This is a genomic window from Lentzea sp. NPDC020367 (assembly GCF_044387305.1).
Taxonomy (GTDB): domain Bacteria; phylum Actinomycetota; class Actinomycetes; order Mycobacteriales; family Pseudonocardiaceae; genus Lentzea.
In genome coordinates, this window is sequence record NZ_JBIRVV010000001.1 from 1,320,204 (window position 1) to 1,343,584 (window position 23,381).

26 protein-coding genes are annotated in these 23,381 nt (G+C 70.3%); 14 read left to right on the plus strand and 12 right to left on the minus strand.

What is annotated here, in order from left to right; all coding sequences use genetic code 11:
* Window positions 1-37: 37 nt before the first annotated feature.
* Both ACH413_RS06140 and ACH413_RS06145 read right to left on the minus strand, forming a co-directional pair.
* Entirely contained in the window at window positions 38-1,294 is a 1,257-nt protein-coding gene (locus tag ACH413_RS06140; RefSeq protein WP_360036729.1) for a hypothetical protein, read from the minus strand.
* Window positions 1,291-1,869 (minus strand): sigma-70 family RNA polymerase sigma factor, encoded by a 579-nt coding sequence (locus ACH413_RS06145; RefSeq protein WP_360036732.1) that lies wholly within the window; start codon window positions 1,867-1,869, stop codon window positions 1,291-1,293. Before ACH413_RS06145 ends, ACH413_RS06140 begins: the two co-directional genes overlap by 4 nt.
* Window positions 1,870-1,953: 84 nt before the next feature.
* Here ACH413_RS06145 and ACH413_RS06150 point away from each other — a divergent pair, with 84 nt between their 5' ends.
* On the plus strand, window positions 1,954-2,244 hold the full coding sequence (locus ACH413_RS06150; protein ID WP_360036735.1) for a hypothetical protein: 291 nt from the start codon (window positions 1,954-1,956) through the stop codon (window positions 2,242-2,244).
* Between the two features lie 494 nt (window positions 2,245-2,738).
* Window positions 2,739-3,470: an SDR family oxidoreductase gene (locus tag ACH413_RS06155; protein WP_360036737.1), complete on the plus strand. Its 732-nt coding sequence runs from the start codon at window positions 2,739-2,741 to the stop codon at window positions 3,468-3,470.
* Here ACH413_RS06155 and ACH413_RS06160 read toward each other — a convergent pair.
* Window positions 3,452-3,955 (minus strand): DUF2087 domain-containing protein, encoded by a 504-nt coding sequence (locus ACH413_RS06160; protein WP_360036740.1) that lies wholly within the window; start codon window positions 3,953-3,955, stop codon window positions 3,452-3,454. The genes ACH413_RS06155 and ACH413_RS06160 overlap by 19 nt on opposite strands.
* A 65-nt stretch (window positions 3,956-4,020) precedes the next feature.
* Window positions 4,021-4,497 carry a hypothetical protein gene (locus ACH413_RS06165; protein WP_360036743.1) on the minus strand — a complete coding sequence of 159 codons (477 nt, stop codon included), beginning with the start codon at window positions 4,495-4,497 and terminating at the stop codon, window positions 4,021-4,023.
* Between the two features lie 48 nt (window positions 4,498-4,545).
* On the opposite strand from ACH413_RS06165, the gene ACH413_RS06170 reads away from it, so the two are divergent.
* Window positions 4,546-5,514 (plus strand): WYL domain-containing protein, encoded by a 969-nt coding sequence (locus ACH413_RS06170; protein ID WP_360036746.1) that lies wholly within the window; start codon window positions 4,546-4,548, stop codon window positions 5,512-5,514.
* Here the strand turns inward: ACH413_RS06170 and ACH413_RS06175 are convergent.
* From ACH413_RS06175 to ACH413_RS06195, 5 genes are read right to left on the minus strand one after another with little or no spacing between them, the layout of a single operon-like run.
* Window positions 5,502-6,215 carry a DUF3626 domain-containing protein gene (locus tag ACH413_RS06175; RefSeq protein WP_396424915.1) on the minus strand — a complete coding sequence of 238 codons (714 nt, stop codon included), beginning with the start codon at window positions 6,213-6,215 and terminating at the stop codon, window positions 5,502-5,504. The genes ACH413_RS06170 and ACH413_RS06175 overlap by 13 nt on opposite strands.
* Before the next feature lie 43 nt (window positions 6,216-6,258).
* A complete protein-coding gene (locus ACH413_RS06180; protein WP_360036749.1) occupies window positions 6,259-6,873 on the minus strand; it encodes a DUF2238 domain-containing protein in 615 nt (204 codons plus the stop codon).
* A complete protein-coding gene (locus ACH413_RS06185) occupies window positions 6,863-7,402 on the minus strand; it encodes a sugar O-acetyltransferase (protein WP_360036752.1) in 540 nt (179 codons plus the stop codon). The genes ACH413_RS06180 and ACH413_RS06185 overlap by 11 nt, the downstream gene beginning before the upstream one ends.
* Window positions 7,399-8,157 carry a hypothetical protein gene (locus tag ACH413_RS06190; RefSeq protein ID WP_360036755.1) on the minus strand — a complete coding sequence of 253 codons (759 nt, stop codon included), beginning with the start codon at window positions 8,155-8,157 and terminating at the stop codon, window positions 7,399-7,401. The genes ACH413_RS06185 and ACH413_RS06190 overlap by 4 nt, the downstream gene beginning before the upstream one ends.
* Entirely contained in the window at window positions 8,154-10,475 is a 2,322-nt protein-coding gene (locus tag ACH413_RS06195; protein WP_360036758.1) for a DEAD/DEAH box helicase, read from the minus strand. The genes ACH413_RS06190 and ACH413_RS06195 overlap by 4 nt, the downstream gene beginning before the upstream one ends.
* A gap of 41 nt (window positions 10,476-10,516) precedes the next feature.
* Here ACH413_RS06195 and ACH413_RS06200 point away from each other — a divergent pair, with 41 nt between their 5' ends.
* Together ACH413_RS06200 and ACH413_RS06205 are read left to right on the plus strand one after the other, a co-directional pair.
* On the plus strand, window positions 10,517-11,272 hold the full coding sequence (locus ACH413_RS06200; RefSeq protein ID WP_360036761.1) for a TetR/AcrR family transcriptional regulator C-terminal domain-containing protein: 756 nt from the start codon (window positions 10,517-10,519) through the stop codon (window positions 11,270-11,272).
* Between the two features lie 106 nt (window positions 11,273-11,378).
* Entirely contained in the window at window positions 11,379-12,620 is a 1,242-nt protein-coding gene (locus ACH413_RS06205; protein WP_360036764.1) for a hypothetical protein, read from the plus strand.
* On the opposite strand, the gene ACH413_RS06210 is transcribed toward ACH413_RS06205, so the two are convergent.
* Window positions 12,604-12,927: a hypothetical protein gene (locus ACH413_RS06210; protein ID WP_360036767.1), complete on the minus strand. Its 324-nt coding sequence runs from the start codon at window positions 12,925-12,927 to the stop codon at window positions 12,604-12,606. The genes ACH413_RS06205 and ACH413_RS06210 overlap by 17 nt on opposite strands.
* Here ACH413_RS06210 and ACH413_RS06215 point away from each other — a divergent pair.
* Genes ACH413_RS06215 through ACH413_RS06225 form a run of 3 tightly spaced genes read left to right on the plus strand, consistent with a single transcriptional unit; the run spans window position 12,905 to window position 16,683 of the window.
* On the plus strand, window positions 12,905-13,573 hold the full coding sequence (locus tag ACH413_RS06215; RefSeq protein WP_360036770.1) for a glutamate ABC transporter substrate-binding protein: 669 nt from the start codon (window positions 12,905-12,907) through the stop codon (window positions 13,571-13,573). The genes ACH413_RS06210 and ACH413_RS06215 overlap by 23 nt on opposite strands.
* A gap of 9 nt (window positions 13,574-13,582) precedes the next feature.
* Window positions 13,583-15,715: a tetratricopeptide repeat protein gene (locus ACH413_RS06220; RefSeq protein WP_360036773.1), complete on the plus strand. Its 2,133-nt coding sequence runs from the start codon at window positions 13,583-13,585 to the stop codon at window positions 15,713-15,715.
* Window positions 15,715-16,683 (plus strand): protein phosphatase 2C domain-containing protein, encoded by a 969-nt coding sequence (locus ACH413_RS06225; RefSeq protein ID WP_360036775.1) that lies wholly within the window; start codon window positions 15,715-15,717, stop codon window positions 16,681-16,683. Before ACH413_RS06220 ends, ACH413_RS06225 begins: the two co-directional genes overlap by 1 nt.
* On the opposite strand, the gene ACH413_RS06230 is transcribed toward ACH413_RS06225, so the two are convergent.
* On the minus strand, window positions 16,646-17,218 hold the full coding sequence (locus ACH413_RS06230; RefSeq protein ID WP_360036778.1) for a helix-turn-helix domain-containing protein: 573 nt from the start codon (window positions 17,216-17,218) through the stop codon (window positions 16,646-16,648). The two genes, ACH413_RS06225 and ACH413_RS06230, sit on opposite strands and share 38 nt — an antisense overlap.
* Window positions 17,219-17,293: 75 nt before the next feature.
* Here ACH413_RS06230 and ACH413_RS06235 point away from each other — a divergent pair, with 75 nt between their 5' ends.
* The 3 genes from ACH413_RS06235 to ACH413_RS06245 are packed head-to-tail and all read left to right on the plus strand — an operon-like array spanning window position 17,294 to window position 19,413.
* Window positions 17,294-18,181 carry an SDR family oxidoreductase gene (locus tag ACH413_RS06235; RefSeq protein WP_360036781.1) on the plus strand — a complete coding sequence of 296 codons (888 nt, stop codon included), beginning with the start codon at window positions 17,294-17,296 and terminating at the stop codon, window positions 18,179-18,181.
* 38 nt (window positions 18,182-18,219) lie between these two features.
* Window positions 18,220-18,636 (plus strand): hypothetical protein, encoded by a 417-nt coding sequence (locus ACH413_RS06240; protein ID WP_360036784.1) that lies wholly within the window; start codon window positions 18,220-18,222, stop codon window positions 18,634-18,636.
* Window positions 18,637-18,645: 9 nt separating this feature from the next.
* Complete coding sequence (locus ACH413_RS06245; RefSeq protein WP_360036787.1) at window positions 18,646-19,413, plus strand: alpha/beta fold hydrolase; 768 nt, start codon at window positions 18,646-18,648, stop codon at window positions 19,411-19,413.
* On the opposite strand, the gene ACH413_RS06250 is transcribed toward ACH413_RS06245, so the two are convergent.
* Window positions 19,406-20,437, minus strand: a complete 1,032-nt coding sequence (locus tag ACH413_RS06250) for a LacI family DNA-binding transcriptional regulator (protein WP_360036790.1) — start codon at window positions 20,435-20,437, stop codon at window positions 19,406-19,408. The two genes, ACH413_RS06245 and ACH413_RS06250, sit on opposite strands and share 8 nt — an antisense overlap.
* 136 nt (window positions 20,438-20,573) lie before the next feature.
* On the opposite strand from ACH413_RS06250, the gene ACH413_RS06255 reads away from it, so the two are divergent.
* The 3 genes from ACH413_RS06255 to ACH413_RS06265 are packed head-to-tail and all read left to right on the plus strand — an operon-like array spanning window position 20,574 to window position 23,353.
* Window positions 20,574-21,587: a sugar ABC transporter substrate-binding protein gene (locus tag ACH413_RS06255; RefSeq protein WP_360036793.1), complete on the plus strand. Its 1,014-nt coding sequence runs from the start codon at window positions 20,574-20,576 to the stop codon at window positions 21,585-21,587.
* A gap of 3 nt (window positions 21,588-21,590) precedes the next feature.
* Window positions 21,591-22,592 (plus strand): ABC transporter permease, encoded by a 1,002-nt coding sequence (locus ACH413_RS06260; RefSeq protein WP_360036796.1) that lies wholly within the window; start codon window positions 21,591-21,593, stop codon window positions 22,590-22,592.
* The gene (locus ACH413_RS06265; protein WP_360036799.1) at window positions 22,589-23,353 is read left to right on the plus strand and encodes an ATP-binding cassette domain-containing protein; all 765 of its coding nucleotides are present in this window, start codon (window positions 22,589-22,591) and stop codon (window positions 23,351-23,353) included. The genes ACH413_RS06260 and ACH413_RS06265 overlap by 4 nt, the downstream gene beginning before the upstream one ends.
* The last annotated feature ends 28 nt before the right edge of the window (window positions 23,354-23,381 follow it).

The window sequence follows — 23,381 nt, forward strand, 5'->3', positions numbered from 1 at the left end:
CGCCTGCACAGTCACTTCGCCATGCTAACCAACCTGTCTACGACGGGTTCTGCGGCGTGATCGTCTCCAGCACGTTCCCGGCGGCGTCGCGCACGACCACGCGGGCGTCGGGGTGGCGGTCGAGCAGCTTCGCGGCCAGCACGAACGTGCCGTCGCCCAGCATCGCGGGCACGTCGGCCGCGCCGGGGCTGGTGTAGGTGATCGAGGCCACCCGAGGATCGAGGACCAGGCCGACGGCCGCGGCGCTGGTGCTGCCGCCGTCGTAGTACTCCCCCTGCTCGTTCACCTTGTACGGCTTGAAGTCGTAGAACGCCTTCATCGCCGCGATGGTCTGGCCGCGGTACTCGGTCAGGTCGTCCAGGTCGAACGTCATGCCGGGCGTCGGGTCGTAGTCGGCGTCACGGCAGTAGAACAGCAGGTCGCCGAACCGGCCGGTGATCATCGTGTCGGTGGCGCTCACCTCGGCCGTGAGACCGTGCGCGAACTGGCCGGGGTCCGGGACCGCCCTGTCCCTCAGACAGGCGCCGAACCGCTTGGCCTCCGCCGTGTCTCGTGCCGCCGGCGGCAGCGGGCGGTCCACGACGGACGAGGTGGGCTTCGGAACACCCCGTACGGCGAACTCCTCGCCGTTGACCAGTGCTTTCGTGCCGTTCTCCGCCTTCTGGAAGCCGCTGGGCGCGAGGAACAGGCCGTCCACGAGGGCGGGCATCGTGTTGTTCTCGCCCGAGGCGGCGATCCGGGACAGGCTCAGGAACTTCACGTCGGACGAGACGATGCCCGCCATGGCGCCGGTCGGCGTGGTGAAGAGGATCTCCACCTGGCGCCGGCCCTCGGGCACGGCGGGGTTCGGTGCGGAGATCGTCGTCGTGGTGGCGGTGTTCGCGCAGAAGAAGACGCCGGCCGCGGTGCGGAAGGCCGTGAGCACCGTGCCGTTCTTGTGGCTGGTCGCCATCGGCGTCCATTCCGAGGCGGGCGTGTGGGCCGTGGCCGCCGCGGCGCAGCGGGCCAGCACGTCCGGGGCGACCTTGTCGCGTTCGACGTGGTTGACGATCCCGCGGTCCTTGCCGACGAACTCGCCGTTGTGCTGCACGGGCGGTCCGGCGACGTCGGCGGAGCCGCCGATCAGCGCCTGACTGGTGAAGACCGCGCCCGCGGCGAGCATGCTCACGCCGGCGGCGATCAGGACGGGCCTGCCGTTGCGGGCGGCGGGGCGCATGCCTTCGGAGAGACGCTGGCGGGCACGCATGCGGACGTCGTCGGGCAGCGCGCGGTGTTCGGGCAGCTGGTCGATCACGGGGTGTCCTCGGAGGTCAGGTCGCGCAGCCGGGCGCGGGTGCGGGAGACGCGGGCGCGGACGCTCGACTCGGTGATGCCGAGGAGCGCGGCGGCGTCCGCGGTGGACATGTCGCCGAGCAGGCAGAGCTGGGCGATCTCGCGTTCGGAGGCCGGGAGCTTCGCGATGGCGGCGACCACGGCGGCGAGGCGGCGTTGCGCGTCGGTGCGGGCGGCGACCTCGTCGGCGTGGTCGCGTTCGTCCTGCGGCGTCAGCTTCGTGACCAGCCGCAGGGCTCTGCGCGAGGCCCGCCACTCGGTGCGGGCGCGGTTCGCGGTCACCGTGTAGAGCCACGGCAGGGCAGAGTCGCGCACGAGTTGGGCGTCGCCGCGTTTGCGCCATGCCGTCAGGAACGTCGCGGAGAGCAGGTCCTCGGCCTGCGACCAGGAGGCCGTCAGCCGGTAGGCGTAGTTCCAGACCGCTTCGGCGTGGCGTTCGAAGAGCTCGGTGAACGCGGCGTGGTCGCCTTTCGCGATCTGCTCCCAGAGGCGCGTGTCGGGCGGCCCGACGTTCGCACGCTCGGTCGTCTCAGTCATCACACTCCGCCTGGGGCCGTCACGACCCAGTGTGCTGCGTGACCCGCGTCACCTCACGGCGGGGAGCCGCCCCTCATTCGAGGCGTGAATGACACCGATGGCAAGATCTTCGCCGTGCCGATCGAGCAGCAGCAGCCCGGCAATGTCGAGGCGGAGACCCAGGTGTTCGCGAAGATCACGATCCCCGAGTACGACGCGGCGACGATTCCCGGTGTTCCCCCGGTGACGCCCGCCCCCGCGGCGGCCACTCCACCGGCTCCCGCGCCGGCGCCCGCACCGGCGGCGACCACCGCGGCGCAGGAGCGTCAGTCCAAGTCGCTGACCCGGCGGTTGGCCCGCCGGATCCTCGGCCCGACCTTGATGACGAAGAAATAGGGCTCAGCGACACCTATCTGTCGGGGACCTGTCCCAAGCCCCCGCAGACCCGGCAGGCGGTCCGGTCCTCGTTGAGTCCAGAACCAAGGCAACGGCTGCACTCCTTCACAGAAGAACAGTGTCCGCTTCTACTCCGAGTGGGGGCAGCCGCCAAGCAGGGACCCCTCCGGCAATAATGGGTGACCCCCACCGTTCACGCTCGGTGATCAAGCCTGGGTGGACGGTCCGGCCGGAATCTCGTTGGCCCGTGCGACATTGCCTGCGACGATGCCTCTGCTTTCCCCGTGCGGAAGCTTCCACCAGCCGGAGCACCCGCGCGGGCACGGGTGCGACATCTCGTGCAGCACAAGGCCTTCCGGACCGGGAACGGGTTGTTGCCACGACATCGTTCCGGACCCTGCGCACAGCAGGCAGGTGTCCTCTTCACACTCCACACCTGTAAGTACTCCACAGGGGACACTTCGGGCAATCGCTGGATCGAGGGGAGATCACCGATGGCAGTCGCGGTCGTGACGGGAGCGGGTTCCGGGGTGGGGCGCGCGGCGGCGCGAACCCTGCTGGCGGCGGGATTCCAGGTCGCTTTGGCAGGCAGGCGCGAGGACGCGTTGATCGAGACCGGAGAGGGCTTTCCCGAGAGCGTTCTCGTGGTGCCCACCGATGTGTCGAGTGAGGACTCGGTGGTCGCGTTGTTCGAGGCGGTGGTCGCGCGCTTCGGCCGGGTGGACGTGTTGTTCAACAACGCCGGGATGAACGTGCGGGCGACACCTCTGGAGGACTTCAGCCTGAGCGCGTGGGAGAAGGTCGTCGGGGTGAACCTGACGGGCGCTTTCCTGTGCGCCCGCGAGGCGTTCAAGGTGATGAAGACCCACGGCGGCGGGCGGATCATCAACAACGGCTCGATCTCGGCGTCGGTGCCGCGCCCGCACGCGGTGGCGTACAACGCGACCAAGCACGCGATGACCGGGCTGACCAAGTCGTTGTCGCTGGAGGGCCGTGCTTTCGGCATCGCGTGCGGGCAGATCGACATCGGCAACGCCGCCACGGAGATGACCGAACGGATGGGCGCCGGCGTGCTGCAGGCGAACTTCGAGGTCAAGCCGGAGCCGACGTTCGACGTGCAGCACGTGGCCTACGCTGTCCTGTACCAGGCTCAGTTGCCTTTGAACGCCAACGTGCAGTTCATGACCGTGATGGCGACTGCGATGCCCTACATCGGGAGGGGCTGAGCCTGGTAGAGGCCGCCGCCGCGTTCCAGCAGACCGAAGTCGACGAGGTAGCGGCGGATGGTGACGTGGTCGACCTCTCCCCCGTCGCACCACGCCTGGAGCCGCTCGTTGATCTCCTTCTCCTCGTAGTAGGTCTGCGGGGTGAAGGCGTGCGAGGCGACGTGCTCGAGGATCTTGCGGCGGCGTTCGTGCGCCACGGGCAACGAGACGAGCTTCTCGCCCCTGATGAACGGCGCGAGCCCGTCCGCCGGCATCGCCTCGGTGAGCGTCGCCGCGAGCGGCTTGAGATCGGCGGGCCGGGCAGGTTCCCCTTCGACCAGCCCGGCCTCGCGGAGCTTGATGAGCGCGGTGCCGGCGTCCTTGACCCTGAGCCCGGAGGCGGCGGCGACGTCGGCCAGCGTTCCCGCGCCGAGGACGACGGCGGCGAACGCCCGCAGCCTCGTGGGTTCGGCCAACGCGCGCACGACGGATTCCGGAGTGGTCATGCCTGCGAACCTAACGCCGCCGTCCACCCGTTTTCAGCGGGAAGGCGCTCCCTGCCAGTCCTGCCTCATCGGCCCACCAGGCCCTCGGCCATCACGTCGGCGAGGTAGCCCTCGAAGTCGGGGGTGTCCGGTTCCAGCACGTGCCGCACCCACGCGGTGCGCTCGTGGGCCAGCGGCGGAAGCTCCCAGACGCAGCCGATGAGGTCCTTCGGGATGACCGTGAAGTGCGTGAGGTCCGGGTCGGTCGAGCCGAGGAACGGCTGGTCTCCGGACACGGCGGTGCGGCAGTGCAGGACGTTGTCCCAGACCCAGTTGTAGGCGTTGAGGTACATCCCCGCGGAGCTGCGGTGCAGGACCGTCACGGTGGCGGGCGGGGTCGGGTCGTCGAAGTCCGGGTAGATCTTCGGCAGGAACGCGTAGGCGGCCGCGCGGATGTTGTCGGTGATCTCCAGTCCCGGCGTGACCACCTCGTAGCGCTTGACGTGCCTGCCCGCGACGACCAGCGGTTCCCTGACCGCCAGCTCCTTCTCGTAGAAAGCCATGGGTCGAACGTATGAGCTAACCCTGACAGGGTGTGTCAGTGTATCCGCGTGCGTGCGAGCCGATTGGTGTCCGTGCTGCTCCTTCTGCAGGCCAAGGGCCGGATGACGGCGCAGGCGCTGGCCGACGAGCTGGAGGTCTCGGTCCGCACGATCTACCGCGACGTGGAGTCGCTGCACGCGGCCGGGGTGCCGCTGTACGGCGACGCGGGCCCGTCCGGCGGCTATCAGCTGCTCGACGGCTACCGCACGCGGCTGACCGGGCTGACCGAGCAGGAGGCGGAGTCGCTGTTCCTGGCCGGGCTGCCGGGTGCGGCGGCGGACCTGGGGCTCGGGGACGCGGTGTCGGCGGCGCAGCTCAAGCTGATGGCGGCGTTGCCGTCGTCGATGCGCGACCGGGCCTCCCACATGGCGACGCGGTTCCACCTCGACGCGCCTGCCTGGTACTACGACCCGGAGCGTTCGCCGTTCCTCGGCGTGGTCGCGGACGCGGTGTGGCGTGAGCGGCTGCTGGAGGTCAGCTATCGGCGGTGGCGTGCGCCTGAGGACGTCACGCGCGTGCTGCGGCCGTTGGGTCTCGTGCTGAAGGCCGGCCGCTGGTACCTGGTCGCGCGGGGCAGCACGCGGATCTCCACGTACCGGGTCTCGCAGATCCAGGCGGCCACCGTGCTGGACGAGACGTTCGAACGGCCGGACGGGTTCGACCTGGTGGCGCACTGGACGGCGTCGCTGGAGGACTTCCAGGCGCGGCAGTACACGGGCTCGGCGGTGATCAGGCTGTCGGCGCGCGGCTGTGAGTCGTTCTCGTCGCAGGTGCTGCCGGTGGTGGCGCGCGCGGCCGAGGAGTCCGCTGTGGACGACGGTGAGGGCGTCCGGGTGACGATCCCGATCGAGTCTCTCGGGCACGCGACCGGGATGTTGCTGCGGATGGGCGGCGAGGTCGAGGTGCTGGAACCGGAGGAGCTGCGCGAGCAAGTGACGGCGGCTGTGCGCGCGTTGGCGTCGATCTACCTGGGGTGACCGAACCTCGCTAGGTGGTGCCACAGGTGCTTCACGACCTGCGGTGGTGCCTCGGCGTCGTCGAGGAGGTCCGGGGTGATGACCCCGTCCCGTGCGATCTCCAGTCCTAACGCGACGGACTCGGGTGTGCGGTAGTCCGCGTGTCGCAGCAGGTCCTGCGTGGACAGCCGGAAGCCCCGGTGGCGCTCGACCGGGCAGGGCAGGTCGACTTCGGCGAAGGTCGGGTCCAGCACGAGGGCTTCGACGTCGCCGAGTGTCACAGGGCCGTGGACGTGGGCCTCGATGTAGTTGTCGAGGGCGTCGCGGTCGTCGGCGTCGGCCAGTTCGATCAGGGCGAAGTGGTGTGCGGTGCCGAAGTGGACCGGGTCGAAGACGCTGTCCGGGTAACAGAACGTCGTGCGGTCGAGCACGTCCTCTTTGAGGCGCAGGTGGGCGGAGCCGAACCTCGGCGCACCGCCGTGCTCCAGACCGCGATGGTTGAGCGCGCCGTACTTGGGGCGGTCGGCGGGGTTCGAGTAGTCGTACGCACCGCCGAAGAGGCGACTCTCCCAGTCCCAGCGAGCACCACCGGGGTGGGCGGTGAGGCCGCCGTTGCTGGTGCCGGTCTCGAACTGGGAGCGGTAGACGCCGTCCGCCGCGAGTTTCGCCAGTACGCCGCGACCGGGGTGGAAGTTGAGCGTCACGCGCAGGTCGCGCGGCATCGGCCCGCCGGCGGACAGGGCGTCGACGTGCTTCAGAGCCCGTTCAACCGACACGAGCAAGGGCCCGGTCGTGCACCCGCGACAACGCCAGCTGCGCGGTCAACACCCCCAGCAGAGCCATGAACATGTCCCACTGGGTGTCCCACACGTCGCCCTGGGTCCCGAGGAACTCGTCCGCCGCCGACCCGCCCACGACCGCCGCCAGCCATTCCCCCAACTCGTAGGTGGCGCTGAACGCCAGGCACACGCACACGACGAGGAAGAACAACCATCCACCAGGCCGAAGCGGAGTCCGCCGCAGCAGGATCTCGCGCGCGAGCACGGCCGGCACGAACCCCTGCACGAAGTGGGCGAACCGGTCGTAGTGGTTGCGCGTCAGGTCGAGCAGGTCCTGCGCCCAGAACCCCGCCGGCACCCGCGCGTAGGTGTAGTGGCCGCCCAGGATCAGCACCAGCGCGTGCAGGACGATCAGCCGGTACAGCAGCGGTGTCAGCGGGAACCGCCGGTACGTCGCGATCAACACGCCCCCGCCGATCACGACGGGCGCCACTTCGAGGTACCAGGTCGCGCGGTCGTACGGGCCGATGCCGGACGCGATCAGGGCGACAAGAGTCAGGCCGAGCAGGATCAGCGGTTCAACGCGCTTGTCATAGCTCACGGATCACCTTGCAGGGATTGCCGACGGCGAGGACGCGCGGCGGGATGTCGCGCGTGACGACGCTACCGGCTCCGATGACGGCGTTCGAGCCGATCGTGACGCCCGCGCAGACGATGACGCCGCCGCCGAGCCAGACGTTGTCGCCGATGGTGATCGGGGCGGCGGACTCGAAGCGCCGGCGGCGGGCCTCGTGGTCTTCGAGGGGGTGCAGGGCGGTCAGCAACTGGGCGCGGGGGCCGATGGAGACGTCGTCGCCGATGGTGATGGTGGCGCAGTCCATGAGGATGGCGTCGTAGTTGAGGAAGCTGTTGGAGCCCATGTGGATCTGGTAGCCGTAGTCGCACTGGAACCGCGGCATGACCCACGAGCCCTCGCCGATGGAGCCGAAGAGCCGGGAGATGACCGCACCGGAGCGGGTGGCGTTGAACTCGTCCACCAACTGCTGCGCGGCCAGTCGTTCCGCGACCAGTTCGGGGTCGGAGTCCTTGTACAACTGGCCGGTCGTCATCTTCTGCTTCTCGGTGATCACCCTTCGAGAGTGCCCGAACGCAGCAGCGCGCGGGCACGAGACGCGGCGATCTCCATCAGTGCAACGAGATCCGCGGCCTCGAATCCAGGTGGCGGTTCGACCGCGAGTACCACAGGTGTGGTGGCGGGAACCGACGGACGAGCGGGCAGCTGACCTGCCGATTCGGCGGAAACCACCACAGGTGTTCTGGTTCCGACTGGGCCGGCGACGCGCTCGCGGAGTGCGTCGAGGAGTTCCTGTTCCGGTTTTCCCTTGAGCAGCAGGAGCACGAACGGGTCTGCGTCGAGCAGCCAGCCGACCTGGAACGCGAGCGCGGCGGCGTGGCGGCAGGTGAGTTCCCAGTCGTCGCAGTCGCACTCGGGTTCGAGGTCGCCGATACCGGGCAGCAGGTCCACACCGGACTCTTCCGCGGCCAGCACGAGGTCGCGGGGCATGTCGTTGTCCAGCAGGGCGGCGATGTGGCCGGAGTGTTCGGCGACGCGATCGAGGAACCGTCCCCATTGGACTTCCGACAACGCCGGGACGCTGACGGTGGTGCTGTGGACGGTGTCGTCGTCGTGGACCTGGGCGTGCAGGCGGCCGGGGCTGACGGTGATCGGGCCGACGACGCCGGCGTGGGCGTAGCGGCGGGCGAGGCGGATCAGGGTGGTGTTGAGCGCGGTGTCCTCGAGGGCCTTGACCCAGGCCTTGCCCCACCAGGTGGTGGCGACGCGGCGTTTCACCTTGGGGAACGCGGCGAATCCGCGGGCGGTCACTGGGTGCTCCTGAGTTGGACGAGTTCGGCGAGTTCGGCGTCGGTGAGTTCGGTGAACCCGGCTTCTCCCCCGTGCAGGACGGCGTCGGCGAGGTCGCGTTTGTCCTGCAGGAGGGCGGCGATGCGTTCCTCCACTGTGCCTTCGGTGACGAGCTTGTGCACCTGGACGGGTCTGGTCTGGCCGATGCGGTAGGCGCGGTCGGTGGCCTGGTCCTCGACGGCGGGGTTCCACCAGCGGTCGAAGTGGATGACGTGGTCGGCGCGGGTGAGGTTGAGGCCGGTGCCGGCGGCCTTCAACGACAGCAGGAACACGGGTGCGCGGCCGTTCTGGAAGTCGTCGACCATCTGCTCGCGCTGGGGCACGGGGGTGCCGCCGTGCAGGAACCGGGTGGGCTGCTTGATGTGCTGTTCCAGCAGCCGGGCCATGGCGACGTACTGGGTGAAGATCAGCGCGGAGCCGTCCTCGGCGACGATCGTGTCGAGCAGTTCGTCGAGCAGGTCGAGCTTGCCGGAGGTGCCCTGCAGCGTGGGGTGGCCGAGGTAGTGCGACGGGTGGTTGCAGATCTGCTTGAGTCCTGTCAGGAGCTTCAGCACGAGACCTCTGCGGGCCATGCCGTCGCTCGACGCGATCTGGTCGAGGGTCTCGCGGGTCAGCGCCTCGTACAGCGCCGCCTGCTCCACGCCCAGCGAGACGTACCGGTCGGTCTCGGTCTTGGCGGGCAGTTCGGGGGCGACGCCGGGGTCGGACTTGCGGCGGCGCAGCAGGAACGGCCGCACGACCTTGGCGAGCGTGTCGTCGGGTTCCGGCCAGCGGGTGCGAAACGCGCGGTGCGTGCCGAGCAGGCCCGGCGTCGTCCAGTCCAGGACGGCCCAGAGTTCGGACAGCGAGTTCTCCACGGGCGTGCCGGACAACGCCACGCGCGCGGCGGCCGGGATCGAGCGCAGTGCCTTGGCGGTACCGGAGTGCGGGTTCTTCACGTGCTGGGCCTCGTCGGCGACGACCATGCCCCACTCGTGCTCGCGCAGCGCCTCGGCGTCCAGGCGCATGGTGCCGTAGGTGGTGAGGACGACGCCGCTGGTGGCGAGCGTCCGCTGTGGACCGTGGTAGCGGCTGACGGGAACGCCTGGCGCGAACCGGTGGATCTCGCGTTCCCAGTTGCCGAGCAGCGACGCCGGGCAGACGACCAGCGTCGGGTGTTCGTGGTCGCGGTGCAGGTGCAGCGCGATGAGGGTGATGGTCTTGCCGAGACCCATGTCGTCGGCGAGGCACGCGCCCAGTCCGAGGCCGGTCATGTGGGCGAGCCAGCGCAGGCCGTGCAGCTGGTAGTCGCGCAGCTGTGCCCGCAAGGCCGCGGGCTGCGGGAACGACGGGACGGTCGCGATGGCCGTGGTGAGGCTGTGCGGGGCGACCTCGACGTGCTCTCCGTCGATGATCGCCACGCCGGTGAGGGCGGCGGTGACGGCTTGTGCGGCGGTGATCGGCTTGAGCTGCTGCCGGGCCTTCTTCTTGAGCAACGGGTCGACGAGCACCCACTGGTCGCGCAGCTTCACGATCGGCCGGGACGCCTCGGCGATGACGTCCATCTCGGCGTCGGTCAGGTCCTCGCCGCCGAGCGCGAGCCGCCAGTCGAACGTGAGCAGGTCGCCCGCCTGGAACCGGCCGCCGGCCTCGCCGATGACGGCCTTCGCGGACAGCGTGGTGTTGAGGTCGCGGGGCCAGTGGACCTCGATGTCGGTGCCGAGCAGCTCGGCGACCTCGCCGTCGGTGAGGTCGGCCTGGTCGAGCAGGCGTTGCAGCGGCGGCCAGTCGACGCGGGCCATCGCCCTGATGGCGTCGAGCTCGCGGCCTGAACCCCGCACGTCGCGCGGGTAGGGGTCGGTGATGGCGCGGACCTGCACGATCGCGCGGAACCGCTGGTCGTCGGTGGTCTCGATGCGCAGGGAGATCTTGATCTGCTCGTCGGCCCACGCCTTGAGTTCGGGAACGTCGTGCGCCTCGGTGCCCGCGAACGGTCCTTCGCCGGTGCGGGGCAGCGTGTCGGCGACGGCGTCGAGGAACCGGCGGAGTTCGTCGTAGTCGCCGTGCGCGGCGAGCTGGCGCAGGTGCAGTTCGTCGGCGTGGTCGAGCGGTCCGACGCGCCAGGTGTCGTGGCCTCCGGCCGTCACGCCGGGCACGATCCGGCCGCGGGCGACGAGCGCGAGGGCGGTCGCGGCGGCCACTGACCAGTAACCGTCGTCGTTGAGCACGTCCGGTAAGGCTTCGAGCAGGGGTTTTCCGTGGAGCTGGCCGAATCTGGGCGGGTCGGCAGGCACGAACATGCCCTGTACCGTACACCATACGGTACGGTAGGGTCGCGCTCGTGATCGAACACACGGGCAGCGGTGACCCGGCACGGACGCTGGCGTTGCTGTGGCGCACCCAGGAACGCGTGTCGCGCAAGGGCAAGCCGGACCTGAGCGTGGACCGGATCGTGCAGGCGGGCATCGCGCTGGCCGACGCGGACGGGCTCAAGGCGCTGTCGATGCGGCGCGTGGCCGAGTCGCTGGGCGTGGGGACGATGTCGCTCTACACCTACGTGCCGGGCAAGGGCGAGTTGATCGACGTCATGGTCGACACCGTGCAGGCCGCGACCGGGCGCGAGGAGGCCGAGGGCTGGCGGGCGCACCTGACGTACGTGGCGCGGGAGAACCTGGCGCTGTACCGGCGGCACCCGTGGTTGTTGCAGGTCGCGCCGTCCCGCACGGTGCTGGGCCCGCAGGTCGCGGCCAAGTACGACTTCGAGCTGCGCGGGCTGGAGGGTGTCGGTCTGTCGGACGTGGAGATGGACTCGGTGCTCAACCTGGTGCTCGGGCACGTGCAGCACTCGGCGCGCGGCATGACCGCGGCGGCGGTGACCGAGAAGGAAACCGGATTGACCGATCAGCAGTGGTGGGACGCGGCGGCGCCGGTGCTGATGACCGTGTTCGACCCGGCCCGCTTCCCGGTGGCGGCACGGGTGGGCGGCGCGGTCGGGGAGGCGCACCAGAGCGCGTTCAGCCCGGAGCACTCGTTCGAGTTCGGGCTGGAGATGCTCCTCGACGGCGTCAATCGGCTGATCGAGTCGCGTCGGCTGTAACTGCTGAGTGACACCTTGCGGGATGCGTCGTTAATTCCCACACGGTGTCACTTGGGTGCCTACAGTTACGCCACGCCGATCAACTTCACCGCTGGGAGGCCCGCTCGTGGTGATCGACTCGCAGCCCCGGCAGGCGCTGGTGCGCCGCGTCACCGGCCTGGCGCGGTCGACCCCGGGACGGCTGAGCCTGATCGTCGTGGTGCTGGTGGTGGCGAGCCTGGCCAGCGGCTGGTTGTCGACGTGGAGCGTGAACCGCCAGGAGCGGGCGCTGGAGGACCTGGCCACGCGGTCCGAGCCGCTGGCGCATGCGGCGCAGGAGGTCTACCGGGCGTTGCAGGACGCCGACGCGACGGCGGCGAGCGCGTTCCTGTCTGGTGGGCTGGAGCCCTCCCAGCTGCGGGAACGCTACGAGAAGGACATCGCGCAGGCGCAGGCGGCGCTGTCGGTGGCGACGGCCTCCTCCCCCGACCTGACGGCGACGCTGGCGGCGCAGCTGCCGGTCTACACCGGACTCATCGAGACGGCGCGCACGAACAACCGGCAGGGTTTCCCGGTGGGTGCCGCGTATCTGCGTGAGGCGTCGGGGTTGATGCGCACGCAGCTGCTGCCGGCGGCGCAGGAGCTGTACCGGGCGGAGACGGACCGGGTGTCGCGCGCGCAGGACGAGGCGAACTTCCCCTGGGGCTCGGTCGGGGTGGCGCTGGCGTTCGTGATCGCGCTGGTGCTGACGCAGCGGTATCTGACCCGCCGGACGAACCGGCTGCTCAACGTCGGCCTGCTGGTGGCCACGGGTGCGGCGGTGGTGTCGCTGCTGTGGGTGACGACGGTGTCGGTGCTGGTCATGAACGACGTGTCGGACTCGCGGGCGGCCTCGCAGAAGGTCGACGTGCTGGCGCAGGCGCGCATCGCGACCCTGACCGCGCGGGGCGAGGAGACGCTGACGCTGGTCGCGCGCGGTGCGGGCCAGAGCTACGAGAAGAACTTCGTCGAGGTCTCCGAACGGCTGGAGGGTCTGCTCGACCAGGCGCTGCGGCTGGGCAACACCGAGGCCGTGGACCAGGCGATGCGGCAGTTCCGGCAGTGGCAGCAGGTCCATCAGCGCATCCGCGAGGCCGACGACGCCGGGCAGTACAACGACGCGGTGGCGCTGATCGACAACCCGTACTTCGACTCGCTCGACGAGTCCCTGGTGCGCGCGATCGGCGAGGCGCGGCAGGACTTCAGCGACGAGGTGGCGGTGGCGCGGGCGTCGCTGGCGGGCACGGTGGTCGGGGTGCTGGTGCTCGCGGTGATCGGCGCCGCGGGGTCGGCGATGGGGTTGTGGCAGCGGCTCAAGGAGTACCGGTGAGGCGACTGGCGTTGGCGGCGGTGATGCTGCTCGGAGCGTGTTCGGCGGGTCCGGCGCCCAGCGAGGTCGTGCCGCGCAGCGCCGCGGCACCGCAACCGGCGAACGCGAGCACGGTCGCCGCGGCGCCGAGCAGTGCGGCGAACCCACCGCCGTCGTGTGACGCGACGGCGAGCCTGCGGCCCGGCCCGTTGCCCGCGGCCGGGCAGATGCCGTCAGGGTCGACGATGGCGAAGATCGCGCAGCGGGGCCGGTTGATCGCCGGGGTGGACCAGAACTCGTACCTGATGGGGTTCCGCAACTCGTTCACCGGCGAGATCGAGGGCTTCGACGTCGACGTGGCACGGCAGATCGCGAAGGCCGTGTTCGGTGACGAGAAGAAGGTGCAGTTCAAGGTCGTCACGGCGGCCGAGCGGATCCCGATGCTGCAGAGCGGCGCCGTGGACGTGGTGGTCCGCACCATGACGATCACCTGCGACCGGCTCAAGGACGTGGACTTCTCCCAGGTCTACTACCAGGCGGGACAGCGGGTGCTGGTGCGCCGCAACTCCGGCATCACCGGCGTGGAGAGCCTCGCGGACAAGCGGGTGTGCGTGGCGTCGGGGTCGACGTCGCTGGGCAACGTGGTGAACCGGGTGAAGACGACGGTGAGCGTGCCGAACTGGACGGACTGCCTGGTGATGCTGCAGCAGGGGCAGACCGACGCGATCTCCACCGACGACACGATCCTCGCGGGACTGGCCGCGCAGGACCCGTACACCGAGGTCGTGGGGTCGCGGTTCACCGACGAGTCGTACGGCGTGGGCGTGCCGAAGGGCCAGGAGGACCTGGTGCGGTTCGTCAACGGCGTGCTGGAACGAATGCGCACCGACGGCACGTGGAGTGGGATCTACCGGCGGTGGCTGACCCCGCTGGGTCCGGCACCAACGCCGCCCGTCGCGCGTTATCGGGACTAGGGGGCAGCGATGAGTGAAGAGGTTGATCTGCCCGAGACCGGGCCGTCGACGGCGCCGGGGACCGCGCCCTGGTCGTCGTCGCAGGAGTTGTCGCGGTCGAACTCGGGCCGCACGCGGCGGGGCAGCGCGCGGTCGATGAGCCGTGGCCGGCTGGGCGCGGGGCTGGTCGAGGTGCCGCGGGTGCCGTACCGGGATCCGAAGACCGCCGTGCTGGAGCAGCCGGAGGTGCCGGAGGCGAAGCGGTTCTGCTCGAAGTGCGGCAAGAAGGTCGGCCGGCGCAAGGACGGCAAGCAGGGCCGGGTGGAGGGCTTCTGCCCGCAGTGCGGGCACGCCTACTCGTTCACCCCGAAGCTCGCGCCCGGTGAGGTGCTGCACGACCAGTACGAGGTGCTGGGGTGCCTCGCGCACGGCGGTCTGGGCTGGCTGTACCTGGCGCTCGACCACGCGGTGAGCGACCGGTGGGTGGTGCTCAAGGGCCTGCTCGACTCGGGCGACGCGGACGCGATGGCGGCGGCGCTCGCCGAACGCCGGTTCCTGGCCGAGGTCGAGCACCCGAACATCGTGAAGATCCACAACTTCATCCGGCACGAGAGCCGCGACAGCGACAAACGCGTCGAGTACATCGTGATGGAGTACGTCGGCGGCGAGTCGATCAAGGACATGATCACGCGCCGGCGCCGGGAGGGCCGCGGCGACGAGGCGCTGCCGCTGGCGCAGGCCATCGCCTACGTGCTGGAGATCCTGCCCGCGGTCGGCTACCTGCACGGCGTGGGGTTGTTGTACTGCGACTTCAAGCCGGACAACATGATCCACACCGAGGAGCAGCTCAAGCTGATCGACCTGGGCGCGGTGCGGCGCATCGACGACCACCACTCCCCCATCTACGGCACGATCGGCTACCAGGCGCCCGAGATCGGCACGATCGGCCCGTCGGTGTTCTCCGACATCTACACGGTCGGGCGCGCGTTGGCGGTGATGAGCTTCCCGTTCGACTTCCGCGGCCGCTGCAAGGACCGGCTGCCCACGGTGGACGAGGAGCCGTTGCTGGGCCGCTTCGAGTCGTTCCACCGGTTGCTGCTGCGCGCCACGAACCCGAACCCCGAGCTGCGGTTCTCCTCCGCCGAGGACATGGCCGAGCAGCTCACGGGCGTGCTGCGCGAGGTCCTGGCGATCGAGGACGGCATGGTGCGGCCGGGCCTGTCGCGGCAGTTCACGCCGGAACGCCGCCGCTTCGGCGTGGAGGGCTCGCTCGACCTCGCCGAGGTGGCGCTGGCGTTGCCGGCGCCGAGCGTGAGCACCTCCGACGCGGCCGCCTCGTGGCTGGCGACGGCGACGACGTCGGATCCGGCGGGGCTGCGCAAGGCACCGGAGTTCACGGTGGAGGTGCGGCTGCGGATCGTGCGGGTGCTCATCGAGTCGCGCGACACCGAGGCGGCGTTGAAGGAGCTGGAGTCGCTGACGGCGCCGTCGATGTTCGACGAGCCGGAGCTCGACCCGGCCGAGGACTGGCGCCCGGACTGGTACCGCGGCCTGGCGGCGTTGACCGATGGCCGGGCCTCCGACGCGCTGGGGTTCTTCGACGCGGTGTGCTCGGCGGTGCCGGGTGAGGCTGCCCCGAAGCTGGCGCTGGGCGTGTGCGCGGAGTCCACCGGGGAGCTCAAGGCGGCGGCGGGCTGGTACGAGCTGGTGTGGCGCACGGATCACTCGTACGTGTCGGCGGCGTTCGGGCTGGCGCGGGTGCTGCTGGCGTGCGGGGACCGCGCACGGGCGGTCGAGGTGCTGTTGTCGGTGCCGGACACGTCGTCGCAACACCTGGCCGCGCAGATCGCGGCGGTGCGCGCGCAGCTCGGCGACTGCGGCGCGGAGGACCTCGTCGCGGCCGGGGAACGGTTGCACGCCTTGGACATCGACGTCCATTCGCACACGCAGCTGTCGGCCGAGGTGCTGGAGGCGGCGTACGACTACGTGACCCGCAATCAGGCCGCCGAGGGCAAGGTGCTGGACTGTGCACTCTCCGAACACGAGCTTCGGCTGGGTCTCGAGCGGCGCTACCGCACGCTGGCCCGGTTCGCGGCCACGCCGGAGGAACGGATCGCATTGGTGGACCGCGCGAACGCGGTAAGGCCTAGGACGTTGGTTTGATGGACACCCTGAAGTGCCCGGAGTGCTTCGCGCCCGTCGCGGCGGAGGACCGGTTCTGCGAGGCGTGCGGACGCAACCTGCTGGTCCGCCGCACGCCGGTGGGCGGACCGACCGGTCCCGCGCAGGCCTCGTGCATCCTGTGCGGGTCGCCCGACATCGACGACGAGGACTACTGCACCCAGTGCGGCCGTCACCAGCCCTCGGCGCGTGACCGGGTCGAGTACGCGCTGGGCGCGGTGTCCGGTGTGTCGGACCGCGGCAAGCGGCGGGCGCGCAACGAGGACTCGATGGCGTTCGGCCACGTCGCGGGCAAGGGTGTCGCCGCTGTCGTCTGCGACGGTGTGGCCTCGTCCGAACGCGCCGAGCAGGCCTCGCAGGCCGCCGCGGACGCCGCGGTGGAGGTGCTGCTCAACGCCCTGATCGACACCGCGGACGCCGAGCAGGCCATGGTCGACGCGGTCGCCGCGTCGTGCTCCGCGGTGGAGCAGCTGATCGAGCTGGAGCCGATGGAGGCGGGTGGGCGGGGTGTCGCGCCGTCGTGCACGTTCGTCTCCGCGCTGGTCACGGAGAACGCGGTGACGATCGGCTGGGTCGGCGACAGCCGCGCCTACTGGCTGTCCGACGAGGGCTCCAAGCAGCTCACCACGGACGACACGTGGGCGGCGCAGCTGGTCGCCGAAGGCGTGCTGACCGAGGAACAGGCGCGCACGGACCGTCGCGCGCACGTGCTGTCGCGGTGGATCGGCGCGGACGCGGGCCGGGTGGAACCGCAGGTCGTGACGCTCAAGCCGACCTCGCCGGGCGTGTTCCTGCTGTGTTCGGACGGCCTGCACAACTACCGTCCGCAGCCCGAGGACCTGCAGCCGCTGCTGCCGTGCGGGCCTGAGGAGTTCGTGAAGGTCGCCCTGGACGCGGGCGGCCACGACAACATCACCGTGGTGCTGGTGCCGTTCGCTCCGGCGGAGTGAAGCCCCGCACGGTCAGGTCGACGAGCCGTTCGGCCTGACCCGCGGTGCCGTGTTCCCTGGTCCACGCCGCCGCGTTCATCAGGGTGAACACGTCCTCGCCGGTCAGGTCCGCGCGGACCTCGCCGGCCTCGATGGCGCGCCGGACGAGCCGGTCGCCGATGCCGGTCATCCGCACGCACGACTCGTGCAGCTCGTCCTCGGCGCCGTCCGCGAGCAGGGCGGCGAGTCCCTGGTAGCTCGCGGCGTGCGTGACGACCAGGTCGATCCAGCGCCGCAACGCCTGGGCCGCCTGCGGTGCGGCGAGCAGGTCCTCGCCGGTGTCGAAGAGTTCCTCGTTGCGTTCCCGCAGCAGCGCGCCGACGAGTGCGCGGCGGTTCGGGAAGTGCCCGTAGAGCGTGCCGATCGCGACGCCCGCCCGCCGTGCGACGGCTTCCAGTGACGCGTCGGTGCCCTGCTCGGCGAACACCGCGTCCGCCTCGGCGAGCAGGCGTTCGTAGTTGCGGCGTGCGTCCGCGCGCGGCTTCCTGGTGGGCACCGTTGCTGCTCCCGCTTAAGTCGAGGTAGCCTCGAAATAAGTAAGTCGAGGCCGCCTCAGTCTATGGGGGAACTGATGATCCTGGTGTTCGGCGCGTCGGGCAGCATCGGCCGGCGCCTGGTGGGGCTGCTGCCCGCGGACGAGGTGGTGGCGTTCGTGCGGGATCCGGCGAAGGGCGCCGCGCTGGGCTGCCGGTACGTCGTCGGGGACCTGGACGATCCGGTCTCGGTCGCATCGGCGCTGGTCGGCGTGGAGAGGGTGTTCCTCAACGCGGGAGGCGCGGTGCCGGCGCCCGGCGAGCAGCCGATGGTGCGGCAGCAGCGGGCGGTGATCGACGCGGCGGTGACGGCCGGGGTCGGGCACGTGGTGAAGCTGTCGGTGTGGCACGCGGCCGCGGACGGTCTGCTCGCCGAGGGGGCGCACTGGGAGGTCGAGGAGCACCTGCGGTCCTCCGGGCTGGCGTGGAGCGTGCTGCGGCCCAGCGGGTTCATGCAGAACTTCGTGACCGGCGGTGGCACGTTCACCGAGAACGGGCACCTGCTGGGCGCCTACGGGGACGCGCGGGTGTCCTACGTCGACTGCGCGGACATCGCGGCGGCCGCGGCGGTGCTGCTGACCGGGGACCCGCGGCCGGGGTCGACGTTCGTGCTGACCGGGCCGGAGTCGCTGACGCAGGCCGAGATCGCGGCGCGGTTGTCGGTGGTGGCCGGCCGCGAGATCCGCTACGTCGACCTGCTGGCGGTCGAGTTCGCGAAGCGCCTGGTCGCGCTGGGTGTGCCGGAGGAGTTCGCGGGCGATGTGGCGACGTTGTTCGCCGATGTCGCGGGTGGCCGGCTGGAGGCGACGACGCCGGATCTGGCCGGGTTGATCGGGCGGCCGGCGCGGACGTTCGACGAGTTCCTGGCGGCCGAGGCGGACGCGGTGCGTCAGGTGTGGGCGGGCGAAGTTCACACCTTCGAGTGATTTACCGCCGGCTAACCGCCGAGGCGCACGGTCGGGTCGTGAGATTCGTTTCTGTCGCGGCAGTGGCCGCTTTCGCGCTGGCCGGGTTGTCCTCGGGGGTGGCGCACGCGGAGTCGGCGCCGGGGTGTGGTCCGGTGACGCAGATCGGCAGCACCGCCTACATCGGCTGGGAGGCCGGCGCGCAGTGGGCGTCGGTGAAGCAGTTCAAGGGGTGCGGCAAGAACTGGGCCTACGTGTACGTGTGGGACAGCTACCACAACCTGGGCCACGACTACCGCGTCTCGGCCGGGGTGCTGACCCCCGGTGGCACGAAGGGTTACAAGAAGGGCGGCAACCGGCAGCGGGAGGTGTGGTCCTCGGGCACGGACACGCTGGACGTGTGCACGCAGGCGCAGGGGCACCTCTACGACAACCCGGAGTACGCGCACTTCGCCACGACCTCCAAACGGTGCTGAGATGAGCTGATGCGGAGGCCGGTGTTGATCGCGGTGGCGGTGGTTGTCACCATCGTCGCCGTGGTCTTCACCTTCCAGCGCAAGCTCGTCTACTTCCCCTCCCCCGGCCCGGTGCCCTCAGCCGAGGAGGTGCTGCCCGGTGGGCGCGACGTCCGTCTGGTGACGGCGGACGGTCTGCTGCTCGACGGCTGGCACTTCGAACTGCCGGACGCGACCGCCACGGTGATCGTGTTCCCCGGCAACGGCGGCAACCGGGCCGGTCGGGTGTCGCTGGCCCGCGAGCTGACCGCGCGGGGGCTGTCGGTGTTGTTGTTCGACTACCGCGGCTACGGCGACAACCCGGGCAAGCCGTCGGAGGAGGGCCTGACGTTCGATGCGCGGGCGGCGCTGGACCTGATCGACGGGCCGGTCGTCTACTTCGGCGAGTCGCTGGGCGCGGCGGTGGCCGCGGAGCTCGCGACGTTCCGCGCCCCCAAGGGCATGGTGCTGCGCTCGCCGTTCACGTCGCTGGCGGCGGTCGGCTCGCACCACTACCCGTGGTTGCCGGTGAAGATGTTGTTGCAGGACAAGTTCCCCGTGACGGAGCGGGTGTCCGCTGTGGACGTTCCGGCCGTGGTGCTGCTGGGCACGAAGGACTCGGTGGTGCCGCCCGCGCAGAGCCGTGAGGTGGCGACGGCGGCACGCGCGAAGCTGGTCGAGATCGCGGGCGCGGACCACAACGACGAGGTGCTGGTGTCGGGTCCGCAGGTGATCGACGCGGTGCTGTCGGTCAGCTGACCGGCGCGATCTCGCCGGACCCGCGGCGCACGAGGGCGGCGGGGACGACGGCGTGCACGGGCGGTGAGGTGTCGCCGTCGATGCGGGCGAGGATGAGCTCGGCGGCCCTGCGGCCGATGCCGGGGACGTCCTGGCGCACGACGGTGATGCCGGGGTCGAGCATGTCGGCGAGCGGGAAGTCGTCGAACCCGATGACGGCGACGCGGCGGTGCAGGTCGCGGGCGCGCAGCAGCCGCATGGCGCCGACGGTGACGAGGTTCTGGGCGGTGAACACCGCGGTGGGCGGCCGGTCGAGGTCGAACAGCGCGCCGGTGGCGGTCTCGGCGAGGTCGGCGCCGTGCAGGTCGGTGCGCACGAGCTCGTCGCGCAGGGTGAGGCCGGCCTGGGCGAGGCCTTCGAGGTAGCCGGTGTAGCGCTCCTGGCTGGTCCACAGGGTGCGGCGGTCGCCGAGGAACGCGATGTCGCGGTGCCCCAGCGCGGCCAGGTGCAGGACGGCGTCGCGGGAGCTGTCGCGGTTGGTGGTGGTGACGCAGTCCGTGCCGCCGAAGGTGGGGGGCCGGTCGACGAGCACCATCGGGGTGCCTCGGTCGCGTTCCTGCTGCAGGGCGTCCTGGTGTCCGCCGACGGCCATGACGACGACGCCGTCGACCCGGCGCGTGGACAGCGATACGAGCAGTTCGCGTTGCAGCGTGTGGTCGTCCTCGCTGCTGCCGGCGAGCACGAGGACGCCGGCGTGGCGGGCGCGGTCCTCGACGGCGCGCAGCAGGGCGGCGTCGAAGGGGTTGGAGAGGTCCTCGAACAGCACGCCGATGGTGGCGCTGCGACGGTCGGAGCGGCGCAGGCTGCTGGCGGTGAGGTTGGGCCGGTAGCCCAGGGTGCGGGCGGCGGCGCGGACGCGGTCGGCGACCTCGGCTCCGGCGCCGGGCAGGCCGTTGATGACGCGGGAGACGGTCTTGGTGCTGACCTTCGCCAACGCGGCGACGTCGCGCATCGTGGGTTCACGTCTGTCGGCTGCTCGGTCCATGTCCACGTCCTACGACTCTTGCGTCAACGATGACGCAACGGTATACCCGTTTGCACAGCTCGCGTAGCCGCTCTCCCGTTCACGAACCCAGAGACTTCGGACGGGCGGTTACGTCAACGTTGACGTAGGAGTTGCCATGCGTAGAACTGTCGGGGTCACCGCGGCGGCATTGCTCACCTTGCTCACCGCGTGCGGAGGTGGTGGTGGGTCCTCCAGCAGCGCGACGCTGGTGGGCCTGGTGACGAAGACGGACACGAACCCGTTCTTCGTGAAGATGAAGGAGGGCGCGCAGCAGGCGGCCTCGTCGGCGGGCGCGACGGTGCAGTCGTTCGCGGGCAAGCAGGACGGTGACAACCAGACGCAGGTCGACGCGATCGAGAACCTGATCGCGTCGGGTGCGAAGGGCATTCTGATCACGCCGAGCGACTCGAAGGCGATCGTGCCGTCGGTGGACAAGGCGCGGGCGGCGGGTCTGCTGGTGATCGCGCTGGACACACCGCTGGAGCCGGCCAGTGCCGCGGACGCGACGTTCGCGACCGACAACTACAAGGCCGGGTTGCTGATCGGGCAGTGGGCGAAGTCGAAGTTCGCGAAGGAGGGCAAGCAGGCCAAGATCGCGCTGCTGGACCTCAACCCGAACCAGGTGTCGGTGGACGTGCAGCGCGACCAGGGGTTCCTGGAGGGCTTCGGCGTCGACGTGAAGGACAAGGCCCGCATCGGTGACGAGTCCGATCCGCGGATCGTGGGCCACGACGTGACCAACGGCGATCCGTCCGGTGGCCGCACGGCGATGGAGAACCTGCTGCAGAAGGATCCGGGCGTCAACCTGGTGTACACGATCAACGAGCCCGCGGCGGCCGGTGCCTATGAGGCGTTGAAGGCGGCGGGCAAGGACAAGGACGTCGTGATCGTGTCGGTCGACGGCGGCTGTCCCGGCGTGAACAACGTCAAGGCCGGGGTGATCGGGGCGACGTCGCAGCAGTACCCGTTGAAGATGGCGCAGCTCGGGGTGGAGGCGGTGTCGAAGTTCGCGAAGGACGGCTCGAAGCCGCAGAACACCGACACCGGCGTCACGTTGATCACCGATCAGCCCGCGGACGGCGTGGAGTCGAAGGACTCGGCGTTCGGCCTGCAGAACTGCTGGGGCTGAGCCGTGACCGCGGTGGTGGAGGAACGGGATCGTTCCGTGCTGACGCGCGTGCAGCACCTGTTGCACGCGCAGGCCACGATCGGACCGGCGGTGGTGCTGCTGGCGTCGGTGATCGTGTTCGCGTTGCTCTCGGATCGGTTCCTGACGCCGGGCAACATCTCGCTGATCCTGCAGCAGGTCGCGGTGGTGGGCACGCTCGCGGTGGGGCAGACGATCGTGATCCTGACCGCCGGGATCGACCTGTCGTGCGGGGCGATCATGGTGCTGACCTCGATCGTGATGGCGAAGGTCGCCTCGGAGACCGGCCTGCCCGGGTTGCCGGCGCTGCTGCTGGGTTTCCTGGTGGGCACGGTGTGCGGATTGCTCAACGGGTTGCTGGTGACGCGGCTGAAGCTGCCGCCGTTCATCGTCACGCTGGGCACGTTGAACGTGTTCTTCGCGTTGAACCTCTGGTATTCGGGCAGTGCCACGATCCGTGGCACGGACATGCCGTCGTTGCTGCTGTTCACCGGGCAGACGTTCACCGTCGGCGGCACGCGCATCACCTACGGCTCGATCATGCTGGTGCTGCTGGTGGCGGCCATGGCTTTTGTTCTGAAGAACACCGCGTGGGGCCGGCACGTCTACTCGACCGGTGACGACCTGGAGGCCTCACGTCTGTCGGGCATCCGCACGGCGCGGGTGCTGCTGTCCGTGTACGCGACGGCGGGGCTGATCTACGCGGTGGCGGCGTGGACGTTGATCGGCCGGATCGCCTCGGCCTCACCGCAGGCGGGGCAGACCGACAACCTGGACTCGATCACGGCGGTGGTGATCGGCGGGACGTCGCTGTTCGGTGGCCGCGGCGCGGTGGTGGGGTCGCTGATCGGCGCGTTGATCGTCGGCGTGTTCCGCAACGGCCTGGCGCTGGCCGGGGTGGACGTGTTGTGGCAGACGATGGCGGTTGGTGTGCTGATCATCGTGGCGGTGTCGCTGGACCAGTGGATCAGGAAGGTGAAGGCATGACCACCCCGATCCTGCAGGCAACGGGCCTGGTCAAGCGCTACGGCAGGGTGACGGCGCTGGCGGGTTCTGACCTGGAGCTGCTGCCGGGCGAGATCCTCGCGGTGATCGGCGACAACGGCGCGGGCAAGTCATCGCTGATCAAGGCCCTGTCCGGCGCGGTGGTGCCGGACGAGGGCGAGGTGTTGCTCGACGGCTCCCCCGTGTCGTTCTCCACGCCGCTGGACGCGCGCAACGCCGGCATCGAGACGGTGCACCAGTCCCTGGCCGTCTCGCCGTCGCTCGACATCGCCGCGAACCTGTTCCTGGGCCGGGAACTGCGCCGCAAGGGCGTGCTCGGCTCGGTGTTCCGGATGCTCGACCGCACGGGCATGCGCGACGAGGCCCGCCGCCAGCTCGACGCGCTGGGGATCATGACGATCCAGAACCCGGGCCAGGCGGTCGAGACGTTGTCCGGTGGTCAGCGCCAGGCCGTGGCGGTGGCACGTGCGGCGGCGTTCGGCAGCCGTGTCGTGATCATGGACGAGCCGACCGCGGCGCTGGGCGTGCGGGAGTCCCGCGCTGTGCTGGACCTGATCCTGCAGGTCCGCGACCGCGGTCTGCCGGTGATCCTGATCAGCCACAACATGCCGCACGTGTTCGAGGTGGCCGACCGCATCCACATCCAGCGCCTGGGCCGGCGCAAGGCGGTCGTGGATCCGAAGTCCATCTCGATGTCGGACGCGGTGGCGATCATGACCGGCGCCATGGAACCGCCTGGCTGATTCCGAAGGGGTTGTCGATCACGTACCG